General features: G+C 60.2%; 18 protein-coding genes. 9 read left to right on the forward strand and 9 right to left on the reverse strand.

What is annotated here, in order from left to right; genetic code table 11:
* Window positions 1-74: 74 nt before the first annotated feature.
* The 5 genes from V3388_RS13690 to V3388_RS13710 all read right to left on the reverse strand — a co-directional run bounded on the left by V3388_RS13690 (window position 75) and on the right by V3388_RS13710 (window position 5,993).
* Window positions 75-650, reverse strand: a complete 576-nt coding sequence (locus tag V3388_RS13690) for a hypothetical protein (RefSeq protein ID WP_336368139.1) — start codon at window positions 648-650, stop codon at window positions 75-77.
* 106 nt (window positions 651-756) lie between these two features.
* A complete protein-coding gene (locus V3388_RS13695; RefSeq protein WP_336368140.1) occupies window positions 757-2,220 on the reverse strand; it encodes a hypothetical protein in 1,464 nt (487 codons plus the stop codon).
* Between the two features lie 131 nt (window positions 2,221-2,351).
* Window positions 2,352-2,753: a hypothetical protein gene (locus V3388_RS13700; RefSeq protein ID WP_336368141.1), complete on the reverse strand. Its 402-nt coding sequence runs from the start codon at window positions 2,751-2,753 to the stop codon at window positions 2,352-2,354.
* A gap of 379 nt (window positions 2,754-3,132) precedes the next feature.
* Window positions 3,133-3,825 (reverse strand): TSCPD domain-containing protein, encoded by a 693-nt coding sequence (locus V3388_RS13705; protein ID WP_336368142.1) that lies wholly within the window; start codon window positions 3,823-3,825, stop codon window positions 3,133-3,135.
* Between the two features lie 29 nt (window positions 3,826-3,854).
* Window positions 3,855-5,993: an adenosylcobalamin-dependent ribonucleoside-diphosphate reductase gene (locus V3388_RS13710; protein WP_336368143.1), complete on the reverse strand. Its 2,139-nt coding sequence runs from the start codon at window positions 5,991-5,993 to the stop codon at window positions 3,855-3,857.
* Window positions 5,994-6,479: 486 nt separating this feature from the next.
* On the opposite strand from V3388_RS13710, the gene V3388_RS13715 reads away from it, so the two are divergent.
* Window positions 6,480-7,292 carry a DUF6160 family protein gene (locus V3388_RS13715; RefSeq protein ID WP_336368144.1) on the forward strand — a complete coding sequence of 271 codons (813 nt, stop codon included), beginning with the start codon at window positions 6,480-6,482 and terminating at the stop codon, window positions 7,290-7,292.
* A gap of 80 nt (window positions 7,293-7,372) precedes the next feature.
* On the opposite strand, the gene V3388_RS13720 is transcribed toward V3388_RS13715, so the two are convergent.
* The 3 genes from V3388_RS13720 to V3388_RS13730 all read right to left on the reverse strand — a co-directional run bounded on the left by V3388_RS13720 (window position 7,373) and on the right by V3388_RS13730 (window position 10,167).
* The gene (locus V3388_RS13720) at window positions 7,373-8,167 is read right to left on the reverse strand and encodes an ABC transporter ATP-binding protein (protein WP_336368145.1); all 795 of its coding nucleotides are present in this window, start codon (window positions 8,165-8,167) and stop codon (window positions 7,373-7,375) included.
* Between the two features lie 9 nt (window positions 8,168-8,176).
* Window positions 8,177-9,079 (reverse strand): ABC transporter permease, encoded by a 903-nt coding sequence (locus V3388_RS13725; protein ID WP_336368146.1) that lies wholly within the window; start codon window positions 9,077-9,079, stop codon window positions 8,177-8,179.
* A gap of 65 nt (window positions 9,080-9,144) precedes the next feature.
* The gene (locus V3388_RS13730) at window positions 9,145-10,167 is read right to left on the reverse strand and encodes an ABC transporter substrate-binding protein (protein ID WP_336368147.1); all 1,023 of its coding nucleotides are present in this window, start codon (window positions 10,165-10,167) and stop codon (window positions 9,145-9,147) included.
* 209 nt (window positions 10,168-10,376) lie between these two features.
* On the opposite strand from V3388_RS13730, the gene V3388_RS13735 reads away from it, so the two are divergent.
* The 5 genes from V3388_RS13735 (at window position 10,377) to V3388_RS13755 (ending at window position 15,034) form a co-directional block, all read left to right on the forward strand.
* Window positions 10,377-12,044 (forward strand): AMP-binding protein, encoded by a 1,668-nt coding sequence (locus V3388_RS13735; RefSeq protein ID WP_336368148.1) that lies wholly within the window; start codon window positions 10,377-10,379, stop codon window positions 12,042-12,044.
* A 105-nt stretch (window positions 12,045-12,149) separates the two neighbouring features.
* Complete coding sequence (locus V3388_RS13740; protein WP_336368149.1) at window positions 12,150-12,635, forward strand: thioesterase domain-containing protein; 486 nt, start codon at window positions 12,150-12,152, stop codon at window positions 12,633-12,635.
* Between the two features lie 18 nt (window positions 12,636-12,653).
* Window positions 12,654-12,926 (forward strand): PilZ domain-containing protein, encoded by a 273-nt coding sequence (locus V3388_RS13745; RefSeq protein WP_336368150.1) that lies wholly within the window; start codon window positions 12,654-12,656, stop codon window positions 12,924-12,926.
* 43 nt (window positions 12,927-12,969) lie between these two features.
* Window positions 12,970-13,545 (forward strand): hypothetical protein, encoded by a 576-nt coding sequence (locus V3388_RS13750; protein ID WP_336368151.1) that lies wholly within the window; start codon window positions 12,970-12,972, stop codon window positions 13,543-13,545.
* Between the two features lie 175 nt (window positions 13,546-13,720).
* Entirely contained in the window at window positions 13,721-15,034 is a 1,314-nt protein-coding gene (locus V3388_RS13755) for an HD-GYP domain-containing protein (protein WP_336368152.1), read from the forward strand.
* A 36-nt stretch (window positions 15,035-15,070) separates the two neighbouring features.
* Here V3388_RS13755 and V3388_RS13760 read toward each other — a convergent pair whose 3' ends face one another.
* Entirely contained in the window at window positions 15,071-16,189 is a 1,119-nt protein-coding gene (locus V3388_RS13760) for an organic solvent ABC transporter permease (protein WP_336368153.1), read from the reverse strand.
* A gap of 260 nt (window positions 16,190-16,449) precedes the next feature.
* Here V3388_RS13760 and V3388_RS13765 point away from each other — a divergent pair, with 260 nt between their 5' ends.
* The 3 genes from V3388_RS13765 to queF are packed head-to-tail and all read left to right on the forward strand — an operon-like array spanning window position 16,450 to window position 18,985.
* Entirely contained in the window at window positions 16,450-17,370 is a 921-nt protein-coding gene (locus tag V3388_RS13765) for an ABC transporter ATP-binding protein (protein ID WP_336368154.1), read from the forward strand.
* Window positions 17,367-18,140 (forward strand): ABC transporter permease, encoded by a 774-nt coding sequence (locus V3388_RS13770; protein WP_336368155.1) that lies wholly within the window; start codon window positions 17,367-17,369, stop codon window positions 18,138-18,140. The genes V3388_RS13765 and V3388_RS13770 overlap by 4 nt, the downstream gene beginning before the upstream one ends.
* Before the next feature lie 14 nt (window positions 18,141-18,154).
* Complete coding sequence (queF, locus tag V3388_RS13775) at window positions 18,155-18,985, forward strand: NADPH-dependent 7-cyano-7-deazaguanine reductase QueF (protein ID WP_336368156.1); 831 nt, start codon at window positions 18,155-18,157, stop codon at window positions 18,983-18,985.
* The last annotated feature ends 5 nt before the right edge of the window (window positions 18,986-18,990 follow it).

Here is an 18,990-nt window from a genome sequence, read left to right on the forward strand (position 1 = left end):
TACCATGATCAAAAACCAGGAATCATGGCGGGGTGAAATGGCTTAATTTATGGAATTGACACCACAGTCACTTGTTACCTTGCCAGAACATTGAGCCAGACACTGTCTATTTTAAGTACATCTAAACGCGATTTCAGTGATGCTGCCGTTTCCTCTATAGGCTCGAAGAAACCTTGCTTCCGAAGTTCGATCGCGCTTCGTTCGTGATAATAATAAAGATTTAACAAATACAATGCTGTAAAGGCATTTAGGACATTGCCTAGATTGGCGTCCCTGAAATTGACGCCGCGATTGTGTTTCACGCCATTATGTTTTTTCCACCAATCTGGCGTAGATAGCTGCTCCCATTCGGAAAATGGCGTCATTGAGAGCCCAAATCTCTGGAAATTCACGGTTTGCGAACAAAGCCCCTTCTTTGACGAAACGATCACTTCAGCATATTCGTTGATTCTTGAGGGATTAGAGCCAGCGTCGAGAAGCTTGCAGTACGCTTTTAGAAGTACATCAATTTCGGAACATATGGCCAAGTACAAGCGTGTAAGCTCTACCGAATAAACGGAAAAGTTCTGTTCAGAGGGTTCTATATACCGAAAGAGCCGATCAATGTCCTCCTCAAACGAGAGGTAGTACTGCCAATAATTAGCTTCCACCATATCTCCTCAGGAAAGGTAACGCCACTCAGCACGCGCGGCTACAGAATGGAGGCGAAGCCGCAATGCAGTAGCCGTCGCTGTGCCTGAGTTTGTTAGGCCAGCATCAGTCGTTGGTCCAGCCAAGCTCTCGGGCATAATTTTTTAACTTCTCCAAAATATACTGAGCCACTGTTGAGCGGTAATTTGATGAAAGGAAATCGCTCTTTCTCCAAGTGTATTCCACGCACTGGACTCGGTTCTCAAAATAAACGGCGTTATCGGGTATCAAGGGACAAAATGAAAGCTTCTCTTCTGCAGTAACTCTTTCAAAAGGGATCTCAGAATCATGAAGAAGGTGATCAATACCGATGGCCATTACTCCATTCAGGTTCTTGTCTTTACCTAGATTAAAACCTGACTCTGCGAGCAGTTGGAATGCGGCTGTAGCTTCGTCGCCCGGAGTGCCTCGCGCTTCAAAACGGGACATTGGCGAGTTTGTAAGAAACTTACCTAGATCGCTTCGCAAAAAATCTCGCACACCTCGGGCTGGGCCATACCGCCGATAACCTGCTTCGTCAAAAAGAGACATCTCACTAGAAAAGTTTCTGATACATGATGCTGCTGTGGTGGGAGGTAAGCAAAGTGCTGATGCACTAAGCTGAACGATAGTTCTGGTCAATAATCCTCTTCTCTGATCCCACCACTTACCGATAACACTTTGCGGGGTTACTGAAATAAGTGAATGACCATCTAAAAGTCCGTATTTTGCGGAGGAGGTGATCTGGGTTAGCACGCCCGGATCAGCGCTTTGGCTCACGAAGACGATAGTGACAGAGACCGGAACTTCTAACTCTGATCGAAGCGCTTGAATTCGTTTGTTGAAGTCTCGCGAAATTCTTCTTAGAAAATCACCGAGGGACCGAAACCTTTGTGGCTCGTAGTCTTCAGGATCGACACCGAGCTCCTCAAGGTGAGGAAGATCGTTGCAAAGAGAGAGCGTATGACGCGCAATTTCTCTCCACATATCATGTGCCGGACCCTCGCAAACCACAGGTAGGTCTACAGAAGCCTCACCCGCGATTCCCACGTACCTGTCAGAAAGAGTGTTAGCCGTTTCAGGGTCTGTTTCTGGCCAAAAGACGACTACCGGAACTCCTGCAGCATTTGTACGCAAAAACCGCTTAATAGCAGCCAGTTCTGCGTCAGAAGGTGGATTATTTTCACGATGATCAATATTGATTGGAATTATCCTAGCGTTATCGGCTGGCAACGATTTAGAAAATTCCTTAACTGCGCGATTTAGGGAGTCAAAATCAAGTTCACCTTCGTACTGAAGCGACTGGGTAAATTCGCCTGGAACCCATTGTGCAGCGTTCATTGCAAAAGTAGTCTTGCCAACCCCAGTTTGTCCGCTGAGAGGGACCAAAACTCCCTCTTTCCGTGTCTTGATCTCGTCAGACAGCACCCTCAGCGTTTCAATATTGGAGTCAGCTGGCTGCACAAGTAGATTGGCAATGTCATCGCCAAGGTGGTCGCGGAGACGCTCGTACCTATCGGGTAAAACGAGTTGATTGAGTATGTGATCCATATATTGTTGGTTTTCTCCTTAATTTGTGTATTGGCTAACGCCAATATTCAGCGGCGGCCTTTGCGTAGCGAAGCGGAGAAAAGGCGGTCCGGTGGAGGCCCTTTAGGGCTGTAACGAACTGGAATGACTTGTTAAGCATTTACAGCTTCTCGGTTTGATATAAGCTCGATTCCCATTTCTCGATATCGCGCCAGCGGGTCTTTACCATCCCAATCCTGTGGCATGCTCTTATTCAAACCAGCCGATTTGAGCATCTGGTCTTCATCCTTGGTGATGAGCGCTATCAGGTTAAGCTGCTGTAGCAAAGCGCGAATTGAAGGCTCATCGACAGTTTCCAATGCGAGTAAATGCCGCTGAAGATAAATGAATGGCACCGCATGATCATAAACCAGCTTTCCTTTCCCAAATGATAGGCCCACCGCAGATCTTGAACGATAATGTGCAGCCGCAGCTTTCGATCCAGCTCTTCGCTCCCACAAAAAGTGGATGGGCTCTCGCAGTGCTTTAGAAAAGGCTGAGGCAGGCATACCCATTGCGCTAACTCGCTGACAATAGCGAACGGCCTCAGCTATTAACTCCAATCGCTTGGACTCACTCATCTCCCTAACTTTCAACAGATAGGCTCCCGACGAACAAATTTGCAGGGCTTTCAGTGCTTAACAGCTTGTATATAGGTCATTCCGATCATTTTCTCTGATCGAATTTAAAAATTACCATATAAGAAAGTAGCGTAAAGCGGTGCTAATTCAAGCCTTTAAACCAAAAGCTCAAAAAAACCACCTGCAAAAACGATCAAAACGCCCACCTACCCAAATATCCCACCCTTTCTGATCACCGCGATCACTTTCTCCCAAAACAAAAAAGGCCCAGCCACTCCCGCAGCCAGGCCTTCCTCACTCAGCGGTCACTACCTCAACCGCACTTGCTGTCCCCACAGGACAAGCAGGTCGCACAGCCGTCCATCACAATCACCGCCTTGGTGCTGCACTTGGCGCACATGGTGGCGTTGGCGGGGTACTCGCTGGCGCTTTCGTCGTTGGTGGCGGCTTTCTGGCTGGCCTCAAACTCGGCGCGTTTTTCGGCGAGGATGCGCTTGGTGGTTTCGCTCATCTCGTCGCTTTCCAGCAGGCCGATGGCCTTCAGGTGCTTCTCGATCACGGCGCCGATTTCGGCCACCAGGGAGGGCATGAACACGCCGCCTTTCTTGAAGTAGCCGCCGTTGGGGTCGTACACGCTGCGCAGCTCTTCCACCAGGAAGGTCACGTCGCCGCCTTTGCGGAATACCGCAGAGATAACGCGGGTGAGGGCGATGACCCACTGGAAGTGTTCCATGGACTTGGAGTTGATGAACACCTCGTACGGCTGCCGGCTTTCATGGTCGGTGCCTTCGTTCAACACGATGTCGTTGATCGTGATGTACATGGCGTGCTCGGCCACCGGCGGTTTGATCTTGTAGGTGGTGCCTAGCAGAAAGTCCGGCCGCTCGATGGTTTCGTTCATGCGAACGGGCTTGGCTTCCACCGGGGCGGCCGCCGGTGCCGCTTGTTCGGTGTCGGCTTTCTTCACGCGGTAGCCGACGATTTTATGATCAATTTTAACGGTCATGGTTGTGTTCCTGTGTGTCGGTTCCCGGATCAGTATTTGCCGTAGGTGCCTTCTTTGAGCGCGTCGAACAGGTTGGCGGCGGTGTGGGTTTCGCCGTCGTACTCGACCTGTTCGTTGCCCTTGAGGGTGACCTTGCTGCCGTCGTCCAGGGTGAATTCGTAAAGGGTGTTCTCAAGGTCTTTCTCTTTTACCAGTACGCCCTGGAAGGCTTCCGGGTTAAAGCGGAAGGTGGTGCAGCCCTTCAGGCCCTTGTCGTAGGCGTACAGGTAGATGTTCTTGAAGTCCTTGTAGGCGAAGTCCGTGGGCACGTTGGCGGTCTTGGAGATGGAGGAATCCACCCACTTCTGGGCCGCGGCCTGGATGTCCACGTGCTGGTCCGGGGTCACGTCGTCGGAGGTGGTGAAGTAGCTCGGCAGCTTCTTGTCTTCGTCTTCGGAGAAGGGCATGGCGCCGGCGTTCACCAGGTGGCGGTAGGCCAGCAGCTCGAAGCTGAACACGTCCACTTTTTCTTTGGTCTTGCGGCCTTCCCGGATGATGTTGCGGGCGTAGTGGTGCGAGAAGCTCGGCTCAATGCCGTTGCTGGCGTTGTTGGCCAGGGACAGGCTGATGGTGCCGGTGGGCGCGATGGAGGTGTGGTGGGTGAAGCGGCCACCTTTCTCGGCCAGCTGGGCCACCAGCTCCGGCTCCACTTCGGCAATGCGGTTCATGTAGCGGCTGTACTTGGCGTGCAGCACCTTGCCCTTGAGCTTGTCGCCCACCTTGATGCCGTCTTCGGCCAGGCGCGGGCACTTGCTCATCATCTTGGGGGTAATCTCGAATTCCTGGTCCATGATCGGCGCCGGGCCTTTTTCTTCGGCCAGGGCGAGGGACTGGCGCCAGCCTTCCACGGCCATTTCGCGCACCACTTCCTCGGTGAACTTCACGGACTCGTCGGAGCCGTAGGGCATGCGCAGCATGGCGAGGGTGGAGCCCAGGCCCAGAATGCCCATGCCGTGGCGGCGCTTGGTGGTGATTTCATGGCGCTGCTCGGCCAGGGGCAGGCCGTTGATTTCCACCACGTTGTCCAGCATGCGGGTGAAGGTGGCCACCACCTTGCGGTACTTCTCGTAGTTGAAGCTGGCCTTCTCGGTAAACGGGTATTCAACGAACTTGGTGAGGTTCACGGAGCCCAGCAGGCAACTGCCGTATGGGGGCAGGGGCTGCTCGCCGCAGGGGTTGGTGGCGCGGATGTCTTCGCAGAACCAGTTGTTGTTCATCTGGTTGACCTTGTCGATCAGGATGAAGCCCGGTTCGGCGTAGTCGTAGGTGCTGGTCATGATGGTGTCCCAGATGAACTGGGCTTTCACCGTCTTGTAGATGCGGCAGGCGACTTTGCCTTCGTCGTTCACCACGTAGCCTTTCTGCACGGGGAAATCCCGGTACAGGAAGCGGGTGCTGTCGGAGAGGTCCAGGCCTTCGTCTTCGGCTTCCTTCTCGGTAACCGGGAACGACAGGTGCCAGTCGTCGCCGTTGCGAACGGCTTCAATGAAGTCTTCGGTGATCAGCAGGGACAGGTTGAACTGGCGCAGGCGGCCGTCTTCCCGCTTGGCCTGGATGAACTCGATCACGTCCGGGTGGTGCACGTCGAAGGTGGCCATCTGGGCGCCACGGCGGCCACCGGCGGAGGACACGGTGAAGCACATGCGATCGAAGATATCCATGAACGACAGCGGGCCGGAGGTGGTGGCGCCGGCGCCGGCCACGTAGGCACCCCGGGGGCGCAGGGTGGAGAATTCATAACCGATGCCGCAGCCGGCCTTGAGGGTCAGGCCGGCTTCGTGGTTTTTCTCCAGGATGTCGTTCATGGAGTCCTGCACGGTGCCGGACACGGTGCAGTTGATGGTGGAGGTGGCAGGCTTGTGGGCTTCCGCGCCGGCGTTGGAGGTGATGCGGCCGGCGGGAATGGCGCCGTTCTGCAGCGCCCACAGGAATTCCTTCATGTACTTGTCGCGGACGCTTTTCTTCTCGACTTCCGCCAGGGCGCGGGCCACGCGCTCGTAGGTGGCTTCGATGTCCTTGTCGACCGGTTCGCCCGTTTTGGTCTTGAGCTGGTACTTGCTGCTCCAGATGTCCAGTGAGGCTTCCTGCATCGGAATTGTTGTGATCACTGCCTGTGCCTTCGCGTTCATTGCCACCCTCGATGTATTCAGTATGTCGCGTTTTGATGGTGCTGTCGCATGCACCATACCCCGGTAAATCTGCGGTCCGGCGGCGCCACGGCGGGCTTGGCCGGCGGTGCCGCTGGTGAATCCTTAACCACTACATGTGGGCTTGTTTTCGCAGGAGTATAACAGGATATAGTGTTCTGTGAAGTCGAGAGAACACTATTGAAGCCCGGCTTGCGGCAGAGAAAATCAATGGGTGAGGGGTTGCTTCGGCGGGAGGCCGCCATTAGTGCGGGGTTGGCGGATTCCGGCAAATCGGGCCCGGTTTTGGGGTGGGGCGGGACGGGGTAGGTTCGCCGCGCGGTCAATAGTTTGTTTGTGCAAGTTATTTTGTGATGCCTGCACGTATCTCCCTGCGACCTGTCGTTACAGTAGAGCAGTGGCGTCGTAGTACGGCAGTGGCCCACAGGATGTGATCACCACGACACAACGATAATAAGGGACAAACCAATGAAAGGCCTGAAACCTTCTTTGCTGGCGCTGTGTGTTGCAGGCGCGCCGCCTGCGGCCATGGCCGAAATCCAGAGCCTGGATGAAGCCGCAATGGGGAACATCACCGGCCAGGCCGGTGTGACCATTGAGCTGGAAACCAAGGTGAACATCGACCGTTTTATCTACACCGATGAGGGTTCACTGGAAGTGAACGACATCTTCGTGGGTGGTGGTAACCGGAACGATTACTTCTCCGAGCTGGGCTTCAACCTCACCGGGCAGGCACCGACGGATCGGATTGACAACCTGCGCATCAACATCGACATCGCCAACGACGGCGATGCCATCATCAACATCCTGCCGATGGCGTTCGGCGCGGTGGATTTCACTGTGGCCACGGGCGCGTGGAACCTGGTGGGTACCGGCGGCAGCACGACCATCCTGGATAACTTCAAGATGGACGCGCTGATCGGCTCCGGCACCATCCGGGTGGACACCGCCACGGACAAGCTGAACTTCAAGTCGTCGTTCGCCATCGACGATATGGACTTTGATGTGCCGTTCCTGGCCATCGGCGTGCGGGACTTCCAGCTCACCGGCGCGGATTACGATCTGTCCGCTCCGCAGCCGCTGGACCTCTTCGCCGAGGTGAACATGGATATCTACAAGGCGCCGAACGCGGCGGGTGTGGATAGCCTGGCAGTGGATCTGCAGTCGTTCACGGCGGACATCCGCATCGGCGGTGTTCTGGTGGGCGGCACGTCCATTGGCTCCATTGCCATGGACAACCTGGCCATCACCAACACGGCGATGCGCATCTACGGTCACTGATCGTTGGTGTGAGGCAAACAAAAACGGCGGAGCCGGTCTGGCTCCGCCGTTTTTTTTGGCCGAATGGCCGGGCAGGGCAGTTAGCCCAGCAGCAAGCTGTCGTCGTCCACTTCCAGGCCGCGCTGTTTCTCGAACAGGCCCAGCAGGTCTTTCACTTCCAGCCCTTCCCGCTCCTTGCCGGCAATGTCGAACACCACCTGGCCCTGGTGCAGCATTACCGTGCGGTCGCCCACGTCCAGCGCCTGCTTCATGCTGTGGGTGACCATCAGCGCGGTGAGCTTCTGCTCGGCGATGATCTGGGTGGTCAGCTCCAGCACGAAGGCCGCGGTCTTCGGGTCCAGGGCGGCGGTGTGTTCGTCCAGCAGCAGGATGCTGGAGGGCGTGAGGCTGGCCATCAGCAGGCTCACCGCCTGGCGCTGGCCGCCGGAGAGCAGGCCCATTTTGTCCCCGAGGCGGTTTTCCAGGCCCAGGTTGAGGGAGGAGAGGCTCTCGCGGAACCGGTCCAGGTACTGCCGTTTCACCGCACTGGTCAGCCCACGGCGCTGGCCGCGCTTGATGGCCAGGGCGAGGTTCTCCTCAATGGAGAGGGTCTCGCAGGTGCCCGCGAGCGGGTCCTGGAACACCCGGGCCACCCGGGCGGCGCGCTTGTGGGTGGGCAGGCGGGTGACGTCCTGGTTGTCGATCAGGATCTGCCCGCTGTCCACCAGCACCTCGCCGGAGAGGGCGTTCAGGAAGGTGGACTTGCCGGCGCCGTTACTGCCGATCACGGTGACGAACTCGCCCTGGTTCACCGTCAGGCTCATGCCCCGCAGGGCCGGGTTTTCCAGCGGCGTCCCCTTGCCGAAGGTCAGTCTCAGGTCGTTTGCGCTGATCATGGGGACTCCTCAGGCCTTGTTTCGGGAGAATTTGGCGGCGATGTTGGTGCGCACCCCCGGCAGTACGATGGCCAGGGTCACCAGCACGGCGGTGATCAGGTTCAGGTCCTGGGCCTGCAGGCCGAGCACGTCCGCGTTCAGGGCGAAGGCAATGGCCAGGCGGTACAGGATGGCGCCCACCACACAGGCAATCAGGGCCCGGAACACGGTGGAGGGCGTCACGATGGCTTCACCGCCGATCAGCGAGGCCAGGCCGATCACAATCACACCCACGCCCATGGTGACGTCGGCGGCGCCCTGGCTCTGAGCGAACAGGGCGCCCGCCAGGCCCACCAGGCCGTTGGAGAGCGCCACGCCGAGCACAATCATGCCGCCGGTAGCGATGCCCTGGGCCCGGGCCATGCGAGGGTTGGCACCGGTGGCGCGCATGGCCAGGCCGGTTTCGGATTTCATGAAGCGCCACAGCAGCACCAGCGCCACTACAATCACGATGCTGAACAGCAGCACGGGCACTTGGTGGTAGGCCAGGCCCAGGTCGTACCAGGGCGTGAGCACCGTGTCTTCGGACAGCAGCGCGATGTTCGGCCGGCCCATCACCCGCAGGTTCACCGAGTACAGGGCAATCATGGTGAGGATGGACGCCAGCAGGTTGAGGATCTTCAGCTTGACGTTGAGCAGGGCGGTGACGGCCCCGGCGGCCATGCCGGCGAGGATGGCGGCGCCGGTGGCAATCCAGGGGTTCCAGCCGTGGATGATCAGCACCGCGGCCACGGCGGCACCCAGGGGGAAGCTGCCGTCCACGGTGAGGTCGGGAAAATCGAGAACGCGGAACGAGAGGTAGATGGCGAAGGCGACGAGGCCGTAGATCAGGCCGGTCTCCAGGGCGCCGAAAAAGGCGATTTCACTGAGCATGGGGTGTTTTCACTGTGACGAACAACGGGCGGGCCCTTGTGGAGCCCGCCCGTTGAGGTGGAACGTTACTTGTCGTTTTTGACGACTTCTTTGGCGTCCTTGATAAGATCGTCCGACAGGGTAATGCCCATTTCCTTGGCAGCGGCCGGGTTTACGTACAGGTCGAGCTGGTCCATGGTTTCCACCGGCATGTCGGCGGTGCTGGCACCGTTGAGGATACGGGCGACCATCTTGCCGGTCTGGCGGCCGTGGTTGTAGTAGTTGAAGCCCAGGGCGGCAACGGCGCCGCGCTCGACGGTGGCGGTGTCGGCGGCGAACACGGGGATGTCCGCGCGCTCACCCACGGAGATTACCGCTTCGGCGGCGCTGATCACGGTGTTGTCGGTGGTCAGGTAGATGGCGTCCACCTTGCCCACCAGGGAGCGGGCGGCGCCCAGCACTTCGGAGGTCTTGGTGGCGGCGGCCTTTTCCAGGGTCAGGCCCCGGGCTTTCAGGCGCTCGTCCAGCAGGTTCACCAGGGACACGGCGTTGGCCTCACCCGGGTTGTACACGGTGCCGATGCGCTTGGCGTTGGGCATGACCCGCTGCAGCATATCCAGGTGCTTGTCGATGGGCAGCATGTCGCTGACGCCGGTGATGTTGGCGCCGGGCTTGTCCAGGCTTTTGACCAGCTTGGCGCCGACCGGATCGGTGACGGCGGAGAACACCACGGGAATGTCGTGGGCGGCGGCGGCCACGGTCTGGGCGGACGGGGTGGCGATGGCCACGATCACGTCCGGCTGATCGCCGACGAACTTGCGGGCGATCTGCGCGGCGATGGCCTGGTTGCCCTGGGCGCTTTCGTGCATCACCTTGAGGTTCTCGCCTTCCTTGAAGCCTTCATCGGCAAGTTCGTCCTTGATGCCCTGGTACACGGCATCCAGCGCCGGGTGCTCTACAATCTGGGTGATGGCGACGGTTTTCATATCCTGTGCCTGGGCCAGGCCGCTGGCGGCCAGCAGGGAGGTGCCCAGAAGGGAGGCGCCGAGGACGGTGCGCAGTGTCTTGCCAAAGGGGGTATTCAGGGTCCGGAATCTCGTGGTGGCCATGTAACCCGTCTCCAAGTGTGTCAGGGGATAGTGGTGGGTGGTCGGGATCGCGAAAGAGCGTGAGTCTATCACGTTTTGACCCCAAACCTGTGTTGCAATACCCTACGAAAGTCTAATAATGATGCCTATAAAAACACGACAGCGACAGGCTGCAAGTTATAACGATCACAACACGTAACGACGATCATAACGAAAAACAAGGAAGGTCCATGGACAACGTAACCACGCTCCCGCTGGAAATGGTCTATCACTGGGAAAAGGCCAAGGCGAACGCGCTTTACATGACCCAACCGATTGGCGACGGCAAGGTGGTGGAATACACCTGGGGCCGCGCCGTGGACGAAGCCCGCCGCATGGCGGCCTATCTGAAATCCCTGAATTTGCCGGAAGGCAGCCGTATCGGCCTGATCTCCAAGAACTGCGCCCACTGGATCATGACTGACTGGGCCATCTGGATGGCCGGCCACGTCTCCGTGCCGCTTTATCCCACCCTGAATGCCGATACCGTCAGCTATATTCTCGAGCACTCCGGTTGCGAAGTGCTGTTCGTAGGCAAGCTGGACGACTGGGACATGATGAAACCGGGCGTTCCCGAGTCCCTGCGCTGCATTGCCTATCCGCTGAGCCCGCCCAACGATTTCGAATCCTGGGACGACATCATCAGCAAGTACCCGCCGCTGGCCGAGAACACCCACCGCGCCCCGGACGAGCTGGCCACCATTGTGTACACCTCCGGCAGCACCGGCCGGCCCAAGGGCGTGATGCTCAGCTTCGGCAACATGGCGTTCGCCGCCGCCGGCGGTATCCAGACCCTGGGCGTGGGCCCGAACGAGCGCATGCTGTCCTACCTGCCGCTGGCCCACGTGTTCGAACGTACCTTTGTGGAGCTGGGCTCCCTGTACTCCGGTTTCCAGCTGTTCTTCGCCGAGTCCCTCGATACCTTCGTGCAGGACCTGCAGCGGGCCCAGCCGACCCTGTTCCTGTCCGTGCCGCGCCTGTGGGTGAAGTTCCAGCACGGCGTGCTGCAGAAGATGCCCAAGAAGAAACTCGACCGCCTGCTGAAGATTCCGGTGCTCAACCGGGTGATCAAGAAGAAGGTGCTCAAGGCCCTGGGCCTGGACAAGGTCAAGCTGGCCGGCAGCGGCTCCGCGCCCCTGTCCCACGATGTGCTCGATTGGTACCGGAGCCTGGGCCTGGAGCTGCTCGAGGGCTACGGCATGTCCGAGAACTTCGCCTATTCCCACATGAACAAGCCGGGCCGCAGCCGCACCGGCTACGTGGGTGAGGCGCTGCCGGGCGTGGATGTGAAAATCAGCGAGCAGGGCGAAGTACTGATCAAGAGCCCGGCCACCATGATGGGGTACTTCAAGGACGAGGAGAAAACCAAGGAAGCGTTCACCGAGGACGGCTACCTGCGCACCGGCGATAAGGGCGAGATCGACGAGATGGGCCGCCTGAAGCTGACCGGCCGCATCAAGGAAATCTTCAAGACCAGCAAGGGCAAGTACGTGGCCCCGGCGCCCATCGAGAACCGCCTGATGGCCCACAGCGCCATCGAAATGGTGTGCGTGTCCGGTGCCAACCAGACCCAGCCCCACGCGCTGGTGATGCTGGGGGAGGAAGCGCGGCCCAAGCTGGCAGACGAAGCGTTCCGGAAGGATCTGGAGCTGAGCTTCAAGAGCCTGATCCAGGAAGTGAACAAGACCGTCGACCCCCACGAGCAGTTGGCCTTCATTACCGTAGTCAGCGATGAATGGTCCATCGAGAACAGCTTCCTGACCCCCACGCTGAAGCTCAAGCGCAACGTGGTGGAAGACGCCTACCAGGGCCAGGTGGACCAGTGGTACGCCAAGAAGCAGCCGGTGATCTGGCAGTAAGCCGTTACCGGGCCGGTGCCGCTCGTGTGGGCGGCACCGGCCCGACGTTAGTCGCATAGGGTTTCATCCGGGCCAGGCCTAGACTCAGGGTGTCAGGAGGAAGGTATGACGCAGTTGGCCCTGTTTGAAAAACGCATTCACGAGGACATCCCGCTCACCCGCGCACTCGGGGTGCGGCTGAACCATTGGGATGGCCGGGTGCTGGTGGTGTCCGCACCGCTGGCGCCAAACCAGAACCACCAGGGCACCGGGTTTGGCGGCAGCGTCTACTCGGTGGCGGTCACCGCCGCCTGGGGGCTCACGGAACTCGCGCTGGCGGATCTTGGCCTGAAAGGCTCCGTGGTCGTGCAGAACGGCACCATAGACTACCGCGAGCCGGTGACCACCGATTTTTACGCGCTCTGCCGGCTGCCGGGGGATGAGATTCCCGAACGGTTCCGCAAGAGCCTGGCGCGCCACGGCAAGGGCCGGCTGGACCTGAACGTAACGGTGTACCTTGGCGAGCCCACGCCGGAGCCCACAGCGGACCCGGTCGCGCTGTTCCACGGGCGCTTTGTGGTTCGGGATGTGCACTCCCGGCTGAGCCTTTAACTTTCCGGAAGTCCGTTCATGGCAGTAGACGATCGACGAGAACACATCCGCACCGCGATGAGTGCCAAGGTGAAAGTGGTGCACCACACCCAGGGCGAGTTCGTGTTCTCCACCCGGGACATCTCGGACGGCGGCATTTTTGTGGTGGTGGACGAGGCCCCGTTCGAACCGACCATCGGCGATCCGGTGACGGTTCAGGTGCAGGGCCTGCCGGTGCCGGCGCCCGTGCTCGACATGGTGGTGGTGCGCAAAACCAACGATGGCTACGGGCTCCAGTTCGCCAACGACTGACCGGCCCGCGATTCCCGCAAGACACGCTCGAAGGACTGATGCGATGCAATCCGTTCGATGGACCTTTCTGTTGATTCCGGCGCTGCTGTCCGGCTGCGCCAGCTATTACACCCACTACGCCATGTTTCCGGCGGAAAACAGCCAGGGCGATGTGCGCCAGGTGAGGGTGTCCTGGGATACCGCAGAATACCCCGGCTGGTGGGTCCAGCAGGACCAGGCCACGTCCATGAAGGTGGAAACCCAGTGCAGCGAGCGGGTCTGGCGGCTGCGGGATGCCAGCCAGGAAAACGCCGGTGCCTGCGGCGACGGCATTCGCGCCTGTGGCGACGCTGGCCAGGACCGGCGGGTGGTGCAGGTACCTGCCATGGCCCCCGGCGCCTGCCTGGCGGTCAACCCGGAAGACCCGTCCGCCCGGGTGGCCACCGTCGGTGACAGTTTTGAGCTGCTGGTGGCCTGCCAGCCGGTGAAGCCGGTGGTCGGGCAGGGCGACGATGCGGTAAACATGAGCTACCCCCGGGCCTCGGCGGTGCCTTACACCGTGTATGCCCGGAAAGTGCCACGGGGTTCTCTGCGGGCCCGTCCGCCGGCGTTCGACGAGCACGTCTGCGAGCAAAAGTAGTTCCCTTTCCTAATGTGATGCGGGTCACACTGCTACATTCTGTTTCCGCACTCACGATTTCCGTTACGCAATGTTTCCTCGTGCGGGTATTTCGCTACCAAAACGTAATGGACTCTTGCACCGGCCGGCGCACAATGTAAAACATCGAAAAATTTCATCAGGTCGGAGGTGCCCCGTGGGCGTACAACAGCGAAAGGTTGCCGTGCATGATCTGGAGCTGGGCATGTTCGTGTCGGACCTCGACCGACCCTGGCACCAGACACCGTTCCCTATCCAGGGGTTTCACATCCGCTCCCAGGACGATATCCGCGCGCTCGTCTCCCACTGCAAGTGGGTGATGGTGGATGTGGCGGAAACGCGCGAATCCAAGAGCAGCGCCACCGCAGAAACGGGCTCCGTGTTCGGTCGGCGTCCGCGCAAGATGAAAGGCGACCGGGAAGAGCTGAAGCTGCCGCCGCTGCACATCCGTGAGCCGGTCGCCTACGAGACCGTCACGACGCTGAAAAAGGAAGTGAAAACCGCCCGGCACCTGCTGGACGATGCCGAGCTGGCGCTGGATCGCTACGTTAAGTCAGTGGCCAACGGCAGCCCGGCGGACGTTCGGCCGGTGCTGGAGATTACCCGGAAAATGGTCAGCAGCGTGGTGCGCCAACCCGACGCGCTGCTCTGGCTGAGCCGCATTCGCAGTACCGACGATTATCTGTACCGCCATGGCCTGAACACCGCCGTGTGGGCGTTGGTGTGTGGCCGCCAACTGGGGCTGAACGAAGGGCTGCTGAACCATCTGGGCCTCGGCTGCCTGCTGTCTCAGGTGGGCAAGCTGGCGCTGCCGGCGGAACTGCTGAACCAGGAAGGTCACTTTACGGCGGAGGACTATGCGGTTTATCGCACCTACGTGGAAAAGGGCCTTTCCATGCTGGAGTCGTCCGGCCTGTCACGGGCGGTGCTGAGCGTGGTCCAGTGCCATCGTGAGCGGCACAACGGCTCTGGCTTCCCGGAAGGCATTCGGGGCGACCGCATTCCCCTGTTGGCCAAGGTGGCCGGTATTGCCGAATTCTTCGAGTCCCTGATCGCCCCCCGGGAAGGTGGTGGCGAACCGATGACGCCGGCCCGGGCCGTAAGCCTGCTGTACGAGATGCGCAACATCGAGTTCCAGGAAGACCTGGTGGAGCACTTCATCCAGGCCATTGGCATCTACCCGACCGGCACGCTGGTGGAACTGAGCGACGGGCAGCGGGGCGTCGTGGTTAGCCATACACCGGATCGCCGGCTGTGGCCAAAGATCATGGTGATGACGGACGCCGAGCGCCAGCCGCTGAAGTCCGCGCACATCATCGACCTGGCCCGGCTCAACGAAGAGCGGCTGCACGGCGACGCCATCACCGTGAAGGAGTGCCTGCCCCATGGCACCGAGGGCCTGGATCCGGCCCGGTACGACGTTACCGGCGGCGAGTCCCGCTGGGGCCTGGGCCGGTTGCTGAACGGCTGAGGCCGTTCGGCAGGCGCCCGCCAGCGCCCCGCCGGGTTATTCGATCCGCACCCGCAGGGATTTGCGAATCCAACGGTAGGTGTCGTCCGGCCGGAAGTTGATCAGCAACTCGGACGAGCCGCCGGCGTCGCCGCTGACAAAATACTCCACCTGCGCCGTCTGCCAGCTCCAGCTGTGCACCGTCACGTCCACCGGGCGGGTGCTGATGGCTTCAATATCCTGCAACGACGGCGTTCCCCCGATCTTCCGTAACGTGACCGACTTGATCGCGGTGTCGCTGGCGGCAACGTTGGCGATGTCGTCGTCCAGGTAGTAGCGGTTGCCGTAGACGGTGGTGATTGCGTCCAGTTCATGGGTGAGGTAATCCCGGGCGTCTTCGGTGGCAACGTCATCAATGGAGCGTACGGCGTTCAGAATGCGGTCCCGCTTGTTGATAAGATCCTGGCGGTACTCCACGTTCGGATCCCAGAGGGCTTCGTCGTCCGGACGGATGGGCGCGCCGTCGATCTCCGCCTGCGTGGGCGGCGCCTCGCACAGTTCGTCGTCCTTTTCGTAGAAGCAGATCTGGGCCAGCAACTGGTTCGCCGGTGACATCGAGGCCCCGGTGGCGGCAAAGGTCTGGGGCGGCACAGTGAAATCAATGGCGCCCTGAACGTTGGGGAGCGCCCGGTTGAGCTGGTCAATCACCCGCTGGCGGATCTCGATGCCTTCGCCTTCTTTCACGCCTTCGGTCCAGTCGAGGGACATCAGGAACCGGGTGAGGTTCATCAGGGTATTGTTCTGCAGGAGCTGCTGTTCGGTGAGACGGTGAGAGCGGAGATTCTGGCTGTCCACCATGGCGTCGGTCAGTGCGTTGCGGGTGACCGCGAAGAATTCGAGTGGCGTAACGTAACGCTGCGCCGGCACGCCGGACACCAGGGCCAGGTCGCCGACGGCGAACGACAGGGTTTCACCGGGGTAGTAGCGGAACTCGCCCCGGGCGCTGGTGGTGCCGCTCTGGCTGGCGGTCTGGTAGTTCAGGCCGCTGATGCCGTTGGCGTTGACCTGGCCGGTACTGGCGTCGTTGCCGCCGCCACCGCCACCCCCGCCGCAGCCGGCGACGCCAAGGGTGGTCAGCAGCAGGGCCAGGGCGGAAAGTCGTTGCGCGGGTTTCATGCTGGTCGGTGCGTCCACGGTTTGTAAATTGTTGTAACCGCATTATAAGGAGGGTGCTGCAGGCAGTTCGGGATTCCCGTCGCAGTTTGGCGGTTTTCGGGAAACCGGTCCGGGCGGCCTTGAATTTCCCACGCCAGCCACAATACTTAGCCCTCCTGATTCTTTCGTAGCACGCTACCCGATTCTCATCCGTCCGGCGCCCGCCGAACGTGTAGCGCAGCGTGCTGACGGCGACTGTATGACGCAACCCGGGATCACCTATGACCAACGCACTGGAAATCGAGGGCCTGACCAAGACCTACGGGGATGGGTTCAAGGCGCTCAAAGGGATTGATCTGAACGTCAGGGAAGGGGACTTTTTTGCACTGCTGGGCCCCAACGGCGCGGGCAAATCCACCACGCTGGGCGTTGTGTGCTCGCTGGTGAACAAGACCGCCGGGCGGGTCCGGGTGTTTGGTCACGACATCGACACCGATCTGGTCAAGGCCAAGCTGAACCTGGGCGTGGTGCCCCAGGAGTTCAACTTCAACCAGTTTGAAAAGGTGTTCGACATCGTCGTCACCCAGGCCGGCTATTACGGCATTCCCCTGGCAAAGGCCTCGGTCTCGGCGGAGAAATACCTGCGCCAACTCGGGCTCTGGGAAAAACGGGATTCCCCGGCGCGGATGCTGTCCGGCGGCATGAAGCGCCGGCTGATGATTGCCCGGGCCCTGGTGCACGAGCCCAAGCTGCTGATCCTGGACGAGCCCACCGCCGGCGTGGACATCGAGCTGCGCCGCTCCATGTGGACCTTCCTGGAGGACATCAACCGCCAGGGCACCACCATCATCCTGACCACCCATTACCTGGAAGAAGCGGAAGCGTTGTGCCGCAACATCGCCATTATTGACCGTGGCCAGATCGTCAAGCACACCAGCAAGCGGGACCTGTTGCAGCAACTGAGCGTGGAAACGTTCGTGCTGGACACCGAAAAAGACCTGCCGGAAGCGCCCACGCTGGAGGGTGTGCAGTGCCGCCTGAACGGCGACGGCGCTCTGGAAGTGGAGGTGGAAAAAGGCCAGGGCCTGAACGCCGTGTTCGCCCAGCTGGACGCCCTGGGTATCAAGGTGGTGAGCATGCGTACCAAGGCCAACCGCCTTGAAGAACTGTTCCTGCGGCTGGTGGAGGAGAATGCAGCATGACGTTTAACGCACTCTGGGTTGCCTTCAGCACCATTGTTATCCGGGAAGTCCGCCGGTTCACCCGCATCTGGCCGCAGACCCTGCTGCCGCCGGTGGTGACCATGACGCTGTACTTCATCATTTTCGGCAACCTGATCGGCTCCCGCATCGGCGAGATGGGCGGGCTCACCTACATGCAGTTCATTGTGCCGGGGCTGATCATGATGTCCGTGATCACCAACTCCTACTCCAACGTGGTGTCCTCGTTCTTCTCCATGAAGTTCCAGCGCAGCATTGAGGAGCTTCTGGTATCGCCGGTGCCGAACTGGGTGATCCTGGCCGGCTGGGTGGTGGGCGGCATGGCTCGGGGCCTCAGCATTGGTGTGATTGTCACCATTGTCTCTCTGGTGTTTACCCACCTGACCATCCATAACCTGCCGATGATCGTGGTGACCGTGGTCCTGACCTCCGCACTGTTTTCCGTGGGCGGGTTCATCAACGCCATGCTGGCTACCAAGTTTGACGATATCTCCATCGTGCCGACCTTCGTGCTCACACCACTGACCTACCTGGGCGGGGTGTTCTACAGCATCGATCTGCTGCCGGACTTCTGGCAGGGCGTGTCCATGGCGAACCCGATCCTGTACATGGTGAACGGCTTCCGCTACGGCATTCTGGGGGTATCGGACGTTAATCCGTTCGTGTCCCTTGGTATGATTCTGGCCTTCATCATCGTGCTGTCGGCGGTGGCCCTGCGGCTGCTCAAGCGCGGTAAAGGCATCCGCCACTGATTTCAGGAGCCACCATGGCCTTGCACAACGCGCCGCTGGGCACATCCAGCGAATACCCGGACCGTTACGATCCGGACCTGCTGTTCCCGGTGCCCCGGGTGGAGAACCGTCAGCGCATCGGGCTGGAGGACGGCCGGTGGCCCTGGTTTGGTGAAGATCTCTGGCAGGCGTGGGAGTTGTCCTGGCTGCGCCCGGGCGGCGTGCCAGTGGTGGCCTGGGCGGAGATTCACGTGCCGGCCGCGGCGCCCAACCTGATTGAATCCAAGTCGCTGAAGCTGTACCTGAACTCCCTGAACCAGGAGGTGTTCGGCAGCGCCGAGCAGGCCAGGGAGCGCATCGTCGCCGACCTGTCGAGCGCCTGTGGCGCCTCGGTGCGGGTGGATCTTCATAGCGTTGATGAGGCGGGCACGGCGGAAGGGCGGCCGGCCGGTTTCACGTTGATCGACGACGTGCCGCTTGAGGATGTGGTGTACGAGTATGCGCCGGAATCCCTGGTGTGCGAGGGCGGGGAAGGCGATGAGGTGGTGACCGAAGCCCTGTGCTCGCACCTGCTCAAGAGCAACTGCCCGGTGACCGGCCAGCCGGACTGGGGCACGTTGCTGATTCGCTACACCGGCCGCAGGATCGACCGGGCCGGACTGCTGCGGTACGTGGTGAGTTTCCGGAACAAGCAGGATTTTCACGAGCACTGCGTGGAGACGGTGTTTACCGATCTGATGGCCCGGTGCCAGCCGGAGTCGCTCACCGTGTGCGCCCGCTACACCCGACGGGGCGGGCTGGACATTAACCCCTGGCGCAGCACGACGCCGGACGCCAGTCCCGGGCCTCGGCTGGTGCGTCAGTAACGGGC

The organism is Marinobacter sp. C2H3, from assembly GCF_037080155.1.
In the GTDB taxonomy this organism is placed as follows: domain Bacteria; phylum Pseudomonadota; class Gammaproteobacteria; order Pseudomonadales; family Oleiphilaceae; genus Marinobacter.

Excerpts from the sequence above, each read along its gene's own strand:
- V3388_RS13700 (WP_336368141.1), bottom strand. The coding sequence starts at position 2,753 with ATGGGTATGCCTGCCTCAGCCTTTTCTAAAGCACTGCGAGAGCCCATC.
- V3388_RS13705 (WP_336368142.1), bottom strand. The coding sequence starts at position 3,825 with ATGACCGTTAAAATTGATCATAAAATCGTCGGCTACCGCGTGAAGAAA.
- V3388_RS13740 (WP_336368149.1), top strand. The coding sequence starts at position 12,150 with ATGACGCAGTTGGCCCTGTTTGAAAAACGCATTCACGAGGACATCCCG.
- queF (WP_336368156.1), top strand. The coding sequence starts at position 18,155 with ATGGCCTTGCACAACGCGCCGCTGGGCACATCCAGCGAATACCCGGAC.
- V3388_RS13750 (WP_336368151.1), top strand. The coding sequence starts at position 12,970 with ATGCAATCCGTTCGATGGACCTTTCTGTTGATTCCGGCGCTGCTGTCC.
- V3388_RS13715 (WP_336368144.1), top strand. The coding sequence starts at position 6,480 with ATGAAAGGCCTGAAACCTTCTTTGCTGGCGCTGTGTGTTGCAGGCGCG.
- V3388_RS13730 (WP_336368147.1), bottom strand. The coding sequence starts at position 10,167 with ATGGCCACCACGAGATTCCGGACCCTGAATACCCCCTTTGGCAAGACA.
- V3388_RS13760 (WP_336368153.1), bottom strand. The coding sequence starts at position 16,189 with ATGAAACCCGCGCAACGACTTTCCGCCCTGGCCCTGCTGCTGACCACC.
- V3388_RS13735 (WP_336368148.1), top strand. The coding sequence starts at position 10,377 with ATGGACAACGTAACCACGCTCCCGCTGGAAATGGTCTATCACTGGGAA.
- V3388_RS13710 (WP_336368143.1), bottom strand. The coding sequence starts at position 5,993 with ATGAACGCGAAGGCACAGGCAGTGATCACAACAATTCCGATGCAGGAA.
- V3388_RS13720 (WP_336368145.1), bottom strand. The coding sequence starts at position 8,167 with ATGATCAGCGCAAACGACCTGAGACTGACCTTCGGCAAGGGGACGCCG.
- V3388_RS13745 (WP_336368150.1), top strand. The coding sequence starts at position 12,654 with ATGGCAGTAGACGATCGACGAGAACACATCCGCACCGCGATGAGTGCC.
- V3388_RS13725 (WP_336368146.1), bottom strand. The coding sequence starts at position 9,079 with ATGCTCAGTGAAATCGCCTTTTTCGGCGCCCTGGAGACCGGCCTGATC.
- V3388_RS13695 (WP_336368140.1), bottom strand. The coding sequence starts at position 2,220 with ATGGATCACATACTCAATCAACTCGTTTTACCCGATAGGTACGAGCGT.
- V3388_RS13765 (WP_336368154.1), top strand. The coding sequence starts at position 16,450 with ATGACCAACGCACTGGAAATCGAGGGCCTGACCAAGACCTACGGGGAT.
- V3388_RS13770 (WP_336368155.1), top strand. The coding sequence starts at position 17,367 with ATGACGTTTAACGCACTCTGGGTTGCCTTCAGCACCATTGTTATCCGG.